Raw genomic sequence first — 8791 nt, 5'->3', positions numbered from 1 at the left:
CCAGGACGGTGAAGATTTCAAAGACCCGCTACCCAGTAGATCGGAAAGCTGCTCCGCTTAAATGAACAGCATTACGCGCCTGTCGCGGGGTTTTTTATGGACGCAGGAATGGTCTTTGCTTTAGTTTTCGTGCACGGCCGTTCAGGCTTCTTACGACACTCAAGCAGAAGAACAATAATATGACGGTGACTTATCAGCACGCCTTCCAGCGCTGGTGGCAACGCCAGGGAGATTGGGTCGAAGCACCCAATGTCCGTCGCGGTGGCGAAAGTGGCGTACAACGCCTGTTGGATGAAGAAGACGGCGTACTCTACGCCAAGCGCCAGATCGGCCATATCTACCGCAGCCTGCTGCACCCCAAGGGGCGCCCCACCGTTCTGCGTGAACGCAGCGCCCTGGTGGCTCTGAAAGAGCTGGGTGTACCCGTGCCACGCCTGGTCTATTGCGGCGTCGAACATGATCCGCAGCACGGCTGGCGCGGCATGTTGGTGACTCAAGCCCTGGAAGGCTTCGAGCACATCGAGCAATGGTATGCCCAGGGCGGCCGCGAAGCCTGCGGCGAGGTGCAACATGCTCGCCTGCTGCAACAGATCGGTGCAACCCTGGCGCGCATGCACCTGGGCCGCTGGCAACACGGCTGCCTGTATGCCAAGCATGTCTTCGTGCGCATGGATGGCGAACGCCCCCAGGTCGCCCTGCTCGATCTGGAAAAAAGCCGTCGCCGCCTCACTCGTCGCCAGGCGGCCCATCATGACCTGCGCCAACTGCGCCGCCACGGCCCGTGGAACGATGCCAACTGGGCGCAATTGCTCGCTGGCTATGCCCAGGTGTATCCCGGCGGTCTGAAAAATCTCTGAGTGGCCCGAATAAGCGTTATCGTGCTGCCTCCCTCGCCAACGGGTAACCGTTCGTCAGGAAGTGCTTGAACTCCGCCAGTTTCGGCTAGGGTTACCCAGACACGCTCGCCGTACTTTCAAAGGGTTAGCAAGATGAAACTAGAAATCGCTAGAGGTCTGTTCTTCGCTGCTGCCCTGGGTGTCACGGCAGTGGCGGCAGCCGCCTGGCAAGAACCCGGCCCACGCGTGCTGGATGCACGCGACTGCAGCACGGCCCCCTGCCCCATCGCTCCGGTTCGCAAACAGGTGCAGACCGAGCTGGAACCGGACGCCAACCTCCTGCTGCTCATGTTCGGCCTGCAAACGGCCATGAAGGGCGAGCAGTAACCGCCGGACGAGGCTCAGGCCCCGTGGTGGGCCGGAACGCCGACCGCTCGTAGCACCAGCGAGCGCCCACCGAAGCGATCCAACCGGGTAGCTGCCTCAACGATAACCAGCCCCGCTGGGTGGGTTCAGGAGCGCCAGCGAACACCCCACCGCAGCAGCCCAACCCGCTGCCTTCAGCACGCATGCCCTCCCTCAAATACCCGCTCGGGCCACGCAACGGCGCACTGTTTGCTGCGCTCCTGAGTGCGCCCTACCCATGGTTCCGTGCAACCGCAAAATGGCCGCATAGTGGCGTTTTAGAGCTGCGCGGTTCAGTTTTGGTTAAGTAAGAATCCTTATCGTTGCCCCGGAAGTGACCGACAGGTCACAGGCGTTTGGTCAGCAGTCGAGAACGTCACTCAGGAAAATGACAGGAGATGCAACGATGAACTCAACCGCTACCCGAACCGGCAACACCCTGCGCCCCGTACCCAAGGATCAGGCCCAGGCTGCCCTGCACCAGTTGGTACAGGGCTTTCGGCGCTTTCGTCAGGAGGTCTACCCACAGCAGCAGGCACTGTTCAAGCGCCTGGCTTCGGCACAAGCGCCCAGTGCCATGTTCATCACCTGTGCAGACTCGCGCATCGTCCCCGAACTGATCACCCAGAGCGACCCCGGCACCCTGTTCGTCACCCGCAACGTGGGTAACGTGGTGCCGCCCTACGGGCAGATGAACGGCGGCGTCTCCACTGCCATCGAGTACGCGGTACTCGCACTCGGCGTAAAGCACATCATCGTCTGCGGCCACTCCGACTGTGGCGCGATGAAAGCCGTGCTCAACCCCGCCAGCCTCGACGGCATGCCCACGGTGCGCGCCTGGCTGCGCCACGCCGAAGTGGCACGCAGCGTCGTGGCGGACAACTGCAGTTGCGGCAGCGCCCATGAAACCCTCGGCGTGCTCACCGAAGAAAACGTCGTCGCCCAGCTCGACCACCTGCGCACCCACCCCTCGGTCGCCGCGCGTCTGGCCAGCGGCCAGTTGCACATCCACGGCTGGGTCTATGACATCGACAGCGGCGGCATCCGTGCCTATGACGCCGCCTCGGGCAGCTTCCTGCCGCTGGATGGCGACGAGCAGCCCTGCGCCACCCCGCAACCGCGCTACGCCAGCGCCTGACGTTCCACTCTCTGGCTCCCGGCTCTCAAGGCCGGTGGGCACCCTTTTGCCAGGAGACAGCCTTATGAATGTATTTCGCACACTGCCACGGGACGCGCTGGCGTCCGTGGTGGTCTTTCTCGTCGCCCTGCCCTTGTGCATGGGTATCGCCATCGCCTCCGGCATGCCGCCGGCCAAGGGCCTGATCACCGGCATCATCGGCGGTCTGGTGGTCGGTTTCATCGCCGGCGCACCGCTGCAGGTCAGCGGCCCGGCGGCCGGCCTCGCCGTGCTGGTATTCGAGCTGGTGCGCACCCACGGCATGGCCGCGCTCGGCCCGGTGCTGTTGCTGGCCGGGTTGATCCAGCTCGCCGCGGGGACCCTGCGCCTCGGCGGCTGGTTTCGCGTCACCGCACCGGCGGTGGTCTACGGCATGCTCGCCGGCATCGGTATTCTCATCGTGCTATCGCAGGTGCATGTGATGATCGACGCCTCGCCCCAGGCATCGGGCCTGGATAACCTGCTGGCCTTCCCCGGTGCGGTGCGCGACGCCCTGAGCCTGGCCGGTGGCAATGCCATGATCGCCGGCCTGGTGGGCCTCGGCACCATCGCCAGCATCTGGCTGTGGGAGCGCTATCGCCCGGCACCCGTGCGCTTTTTGCCCGGCGCCCTGGTCGGCGTGACCCTCGCCACCCTGGTCAGCCTGTGGCTGGCACTGCCGGTCAAGCGCGTGGAACTGCCGGCCAACCTCGGCGATGCCATCGACTGGATCACCCCGAAGGGGCTGGCGAGCCTGGCCGATCCGCAGTTGCTGGTCGCCGCCCTGGCCTTGGCCTTTATCGCCAGCGCCGAAACCCTGCTGTCCGCCGCCGCCGTCGACCGCATGCATGACGGCCCGCGCGCACGCTTCAACCGTGAACTCTCCGCCCAGGGTATCGGCAACATCCTCTGCGGAGCGGTCGGCGCCCTGCCGATGACCGGCGTGATCGTGCGCAGCTCGGCCAACGTCCAGGCCGGTGCCCGTGGTCGTGCTTCCACCATCCTCCATGGTGCCTGGCTGTTGGCTCTGGTGGCCTTGCTGCCCGGCGTGCTGCAGAGCATTCCGGTGGCCAGCCTCGGTGCGGTGCTGGTGTACACCGGCTGCAAGCTGGTCGACCCCAAGGCCATGCGCAGCCTCGGCCAGTACGGGCGCATCCCGGTCATCATCTACGCGGCCACGGCGCTGTGCATCGTCTTCACCGATCTGCTAACCGGTGTGCTGGTGGGCTTCGCCCTGACCCTGCTGAAACTGGTATGGAACGCCTCGCGCCTGCGCGTGAAGCTGGTGCCCACCGGCGCAGACAGCGCCGAGCTGCGCATGAGCGGCGCTGCCACCTTCCTGCGCGTGCCACAGCTCGCCAAGGTGCTAGCCAGCGTTGAGCCCGGCACCCGCGTGCACCTGAGCCTGGCGCGGGTCAGCTACATCGACCATGCCTGCATGGAACTGCTGGAAGACTGGGGCCGCTCCGCCCGCGCCCAGGGCGGCGGCCTGGAGATCGTCGAAGGCGCGGCGCTGAAACGGCGCGTGGAAGGTCGACAGCGCACGGCGTTGGCCTGACAGATTGCGCATGGTGGCACATACAAATCAGGTGAAATCGGCCACTCTATTGCAGTTGCCACTCACCTGGAGCCCACCATGCGCCTGCCCCATCTCTGCACCCTTGCCCTACTGCTCACCCTTGGCGCCTGTGGCGCGGGTGAAACCGCCGCCACCGCCAGCCTGCAAGCCAAGCAGGCGCAACAGGCCCAGCAGCAGATGGAGCAACTCAAGCAGCAGATCGACCAGGCCAATGCGGCCAGCAATCAGCGCCTGCAAGATGCGCTGAAACAGACGCAATAGCAACAGCCGTTGGCAACCTGAACGGCAGCCGTCTGACGTTTACAAAAGCTGCCACCGCAGGAACCAACGAAACGGCGAAAAGTCTGCAACACAGGCGTATAACTCACGCCTTCAGTCTCGGCAGCCGGCCCTCCGGCATTCCCTCCCTGTCGAAGCATCGCGGAACCCACACCTTATGGATTGGCACCAAGCCCTTACCGACAGCCTGATCTGGCTGGCCATCGCCTCACTGTGCACCCTCGTCGGCTTCACCCTCACCGCCTTCGCCCTGGTACGCTTCACCCGCTGGGGTCGGCAGTTCTGGCAGATCGCCGGGCCCTACCTGAACCCACGCAACAGTTGGCGACCGCTGGCGACCTTCGCCTTGCTCCTGCTGCTGTCGCTGTTCGCGGTGCGCATGAACGTGCTGTTCTCCTTCTGGTACAACGGCTTCTACAGCGCCCTGCAGGAGCTGGATCAGAAGGCCTTCTGGTTCATGCTGGGCGTCTTCGCCATTCTCGCCAGCATCCACGTGGCGCGGGCGCTGTTCGACTTCTACGTCAACCAGGCCCTGAGCATCCACTGGCGCACCTGGCTCAACCAGCGCCTGACCGATGACTGGCTCAAGGGCGATGCCTACTACCGTGGCCAGTTCCTCGACCAGCCGATCGACAACCCCGACCAACGCATCGAGCTGGACGTCGCCGCCTTCGTCTCAGGCTCGCTCAGGCTCTCGCTCGGCGCGGTCAGCTCGCTGGTCTCGCTGGTGGCCTTCAGCGGCATACTCTGGGGGCTGTCCGCACCGCTGACCGTGGCCGGTGTGGAAATCCCACGGGCCATGGTGTTCGCCGTGTACATCTACGTGATCATCGCCACGCTGATCGCCTTCCGCCTCGGCCGCCCGTTGATCCGCCTGAACTTCCTCAACGAACAGCGCTCGGCCAACTTCCGTTATGCCCTGGTGCGCCTGCGTGAATACGCCGAGAACGTCGCCTTCTACCAGGGCCGCAACGTCGAACGGCGCACCCTGTTGGGCCGCTTCGGCGCACTGGTCGATAACCTCTGGGCGCTGGTCTATCGGAGCCTGAAGTTCGACGGCTTCAACCTCGGCGTCAGCCAGGTGGCCGTGGTCTTTCCCTTCATCCTCCAGGCGCCGCGCTTCTTCAGTGGCGCCATCAAGCTCGGCGACGTGATGCAGACCGCGCAGGCCTTCGGCCAGGTGCAGGACGCCCTGTCGTTCTTCCGCAGCAGCTACGATGCCTTCGCCCAGTACCGCGCCACCCTCGACCGCTTGAGCGGCCTGCTCGACGCCAACCAGCAGGCCCGCGAACTGCCCCACGTCACCACCAGCGCCCAGGCCAGCGGCTTGCACGTCGAGAACCTGCACCTGCAACGCCCGGACGGCCAACTGCTGGTCGATGGCCTCAACCTCGACCTGCACCCCGGCCAGGCCCTGCTGGTGCGCGGCCCTTCCGGCTGCGGCAAGACCACCCTGCTACGCGCCCTCGCCGGCCTCTGGCCCTACGCCGACGGCCAAGTAGCGCGGCCCACCGGGCACCAGGCACTGTTCCTCGCGCAACGCCCCTACCTGCCGTTGGGCGATCTGCGCAGCGCACTGGCCTACCCAACCGAGCCAGGCGAGGATCGCGAACGCATGCAACAGGTGCTGGAGCAAGTGTGCCTGCCACACCTGGCAGGCCGCCTGGACGAACCCGGCGACTGGAGCCGCGTCTTGTCCCTGGGTGAACAACAACGCCTGGCCTTCGCCCGCCTGCTCTACAACCGCCCGGCGGTGGCCTTCCTCGACGAATCCAGCTCGGCCATGGACGAAGGGTTGGAACAGTCGCTCTACACCCTGCTGCGCCGCGAACTGCCCAACACCCTGCTGATCAGCGTCGGCCACCGCCACACCCTCGCCGCCTTCCACAGCCACCAGCTCGATCTGGACGGCAAAGGCGGCTGGCAGTTGAGCAGTCGTCAGAACGGCTAAAGCTCAAAAGCGCGCCATAGCCATTTGGGACTATGGCGCCAAGCCATCATTTCGCAGTAATGTCTGGGCATCACCCCGCAAGGATGCCCCATGGCCAACAAGCCCTCCCCATCCCCGCTGTTCTGATCGATGCGGATAGCGCGCCGGCCGCTATCGCTAAAAGCCTTATCGAATCCAATGAAAAAGTGGATAAGCGTTGTGTTGTCCACCTTATGAATGTCCGGGGTATTTGCTATGAGTCAGAAAAATGACGTCCAGCAGTGATAGAAATCCAGCGAGCTCACGCCTAAACGAGCAAGCCTAGCGCTGCTTATAACCATGCTCAGTACCTTAAAGAACCTACAGAGATGATGCAGGCACGGGTCGATGCCATCAGGTTTGGCAAGCATCCTTGTATCGCGTAGAATCCCAAGGTTTTTCCGTCTGTCGTATTTGGTTGCTTTAGGGATAAATGGAATGGATTTTGCTGCATTCAGGGAAATTTACCCCCTCCGTGAGCCGAAAGCGGAGTGTATTAAGAACGAAGATGAACTGGTTCTGTTGCCCCCAAACGAAAGATTAGGACTGCTTCAGTTCCCTGAAGATGCCTCGGACGATGTGATAATTAGCTCTGTTCCACGTAGCCATTCCGAGCGGGGCCAGCTATACCTCTGGGTGGTTGCAGCTAATGACGTCCCTTTTGCGTTAGAAAGTGCTCCTTTTGGTCAGGGGCTTGAGACAGGAAAAATCAAGCATACAAACCTGACTGGAGGCGAGAGCGCTCATTGCGGCGGAGAATTGTGGTTTTTAGCGGAGGGGCGCTTGCTGCTGAGTGCTTCATCCGGGCGCTACGGGCCAAAAAGTGAACAAGAAATGACCGATGTAGCTCTGGCGTTTAAGAACGAAGGATTTGAAGTTGCCTCGCTAGGGTTTGATGTAGAAACCGGTTATCCATGTACGGTATTAGTTGGTGAGCCAAAATGGATGTGAAGTGGACTGATAAAGAGCTATCAAGAGTTTTCGGGACTGAAAGTTCTGGTAGCACCCTAGAAGAGCGTGCCGCAACATCGCGCCGTCTTTTTGTTCGTAGTCAAATTCAAATAGGGTTTGATAATGAACGAGCTAAAGGACGCAGAATAAATGCCAAAGAGGCATTAGATACCTTTGGCGAAGAAATTCTCTATGGACTGACTGAGAATGATGCTGTCCCAATATTACTGGACGCTCTAGAACCAGGCAAGACCATAAAAGAACGCCGACTTAATATGGCGCTTTCGCTCGACAATGTAGCGAGAGCGGTACATATTGACGAACAAGCTCTCAAGGATTTTGAGAACTCTCAAAGTACACTCCCATTCCGCACTATAGAAAGTATTGCTAGGACCCTGGTATTGGATGAATCTCTTTTAGGTCATCAACCAGGTGCCGGTGGAGATTACGCACTTGGCGTGCGCTTGCGAGAATTTCTTGGGGCTGCCGATCAGAACCTGAACTCATTCACCCCTCAAATGGTTATGCGTTTGAGCGATGCCGCATGGGTAATAAAACGTCAGAATGCGCTACAGGTTAAGCTCGGGCGTTCTCAGGTCGAGGCCATAAGGTCGCTCGGAATCAAACCGGACAATAATTATATATACCCTGCCTGGCGCCGCGGTTTCGAGTTGGCAGCCCTTACGCGCACCGCACTGGGAATCGGCCCTCATGATGCAATCGAAAGCATGCGAGTCCTTGTAGAAGATAATCTTTGTATCCCCGTAGTTCAGGCACAGTTTAATAAGAAATTTGCTGGTGCAACTATTGCGACAGGTGACGAGGATCGAGGTGTTGTACTAAATACTGACGGTCAAAATCAGAATGTTTGGATCCGGCGAAATACTTTGGCACACGAACTAGGGCACCTTCTGTGGGATCCAGGTCAGAGATTGAACAAGCTGGTAGTGGATGAGTTTTCTGACTTTGAAGATTTTCAAAGCAACGATCCAGTTAGGAAGGATCCTGTAGAGGTACGCGCCAACGGTTTTGCCGTTGAGTTTATTGCACCCAGGAATGGCGTAGTGGAGGTATATAGTAGTTATAGCGACCCCGACCAGGGAATGATCGCTGTAATGGATTTTTATGGTGTAAGTTTCACTGCCGCGCGCTGGCAGCTAATTAACTCAAAAACTATAGCACCAGATTTTAAGTTCGGTCGAATTGACACCCAGCCTTCTGAAGACTGGAGAGCTAGAGAAGATTATACGCTTGATTATTTCCCCGTTACGGAGGTTCCTTACTCGCGCAGAGGGAGGTTTGTGAGCGTAGTAGTTCAGGCGTATGACTCTGGCCTTATCTCGGCCGACTCTGCTGCCTCTTATCTTGGCTGCAATAGTGAGCAGTTCTTGCAGCACAGGCAGGACATGGTCGACTTTTTCCAATAACTGATCGGTTATCAGGCCGCACTTCGTGCGGCCTTTGGCTAATTAATCTACGCTGCACCTCAATTGAGAGCTACCAGTACGATGGGTAGAGCCCACGAAATCCATCAACTGCTCCCCGGATTTCGCTGCGCTATAACCCAGGCTAGGGGCTAACCTCAACGACATAAACAAGAAGGCCGGTCTTGCGAC

General features: G+C 60.4%; 8 protein-coding genes. All 8 read left to right on the top strand.

The genetic code is table 11. The features are described 5' to 3' along the window. Nucleotides 1–179: 179 nt before the first annotated feature. Nucleotides 180–857 (top strand): lipopolysaccharide kinase InaA family protein, encoded by a 678-nt coding sequence (locus ACSVIK_RS18650; RefSeq protein ID WP_442445726.1) that lies wholly within the window; start codon nucleotides 180–182, stop codon nucleotides 855–857. Nucleotides 858–989: 132 nt separating this feature from the next. After that, nucleotides 990–1223: a hypothetical protein gene (locus ACSVIK_RS18645; protein WP_268181492.1), complete on the top strand. Its 234-nt coding sequence runs from the start codon at nucleotides 990–992 to the stop codon at nucleotides 1221–1223. Nucleotides 1224–1647: 424 nt separating this feature from the next. Further along, nucleotides 1648–2379, top strand: a complete 732-nt coding sequence (locus ACSVIK_RS18640; RefSeq protein WP_442445725.1) for a carbonic anhydrase — start codon at nucleotides 1648–1650, stop codon at nucleotides 2377–2379. A gap of 64 nt (nucleotides 2380–2443) precedes the next feature. Further along, nucleotides 2444–3955, top strand: coding sequence for a SulP family inorganic anion transporter (locus ACSVIK_RS18635; protein ID WP_442445724.1), 1512 nt, complete (start codon nucleotides 2444–2446; stop codon nucleotides 3953–3955). A 78-nt stretch (nucleotides 3956–4033) separates the two neighbouring features. Next, nucleotides 4034–4237, top strand: coding sequence for a hypothetical protein (locus tag ACSVIK_RS18630; protein WP_442445723.1), 204 nt, complete (start codon nucleotides 4034–4036; stop codon nucleotides 4235–4237). Nucleotides 4238–4412: 175 nt separating this feature from the next. Then, nucleotides 4413–6206 (top strand): ABC transporter ATP-binding protein/permease, encoded by a 1794-nt coding sequence (locus tag ACSVIK_RS18625; RefSeq protein ID WP_442445722.1) that lies wholly within the window; start codon nucleotides 4413–4415, stop codon nucleotides 6204–6206. Between the two features lie 456 nt (nucleotides 6207–6662). Then, nucleotides 6663–7175, top strand: coding sequence for a hypothetical protein (locus tag ACSVIK_RS18620; RefSeq protein ID WP_442445721.1), 513 nt, complete (start codon nucleotides 6663–6665; stop codon nucleotides 7173–7175). Continuing rightward, nucleotides 7166–8602 carry an XRE family transcriptional regulator gene (locus ACSVIK_RS18615; protein WP_442445720.1) on the top strand — a complete coding sequence of 479 codons (1437 nt, stop codon included), beginning with the start codon at nucleotides 7166–7168 and terminating at the stop codon, nucleotides 8600–8602. The genes ACSVIK_RS18620 and ACSVIK_RS18615 overlap by 10 nt, the downstream gene beginning before the upstream one ends. Nucleotides 8603–8791: the final 189 nt, after the last annotated feature.

It is taken from the genome of Pseudomonas sp. NCHU5216 (genome assembly GCF_052156495.1).
GTDB lineage: Bacteria > Pseudomonadota > Gammaproteobacteria > Pseudomonadales > Pseudomonadaceae > Aquipseudomonas.
The sequence above is the reverse complement of the archived record's forward strand: the minus strand, read 5'-3'. Positions and strand labels throughout refer to the sequence as shown.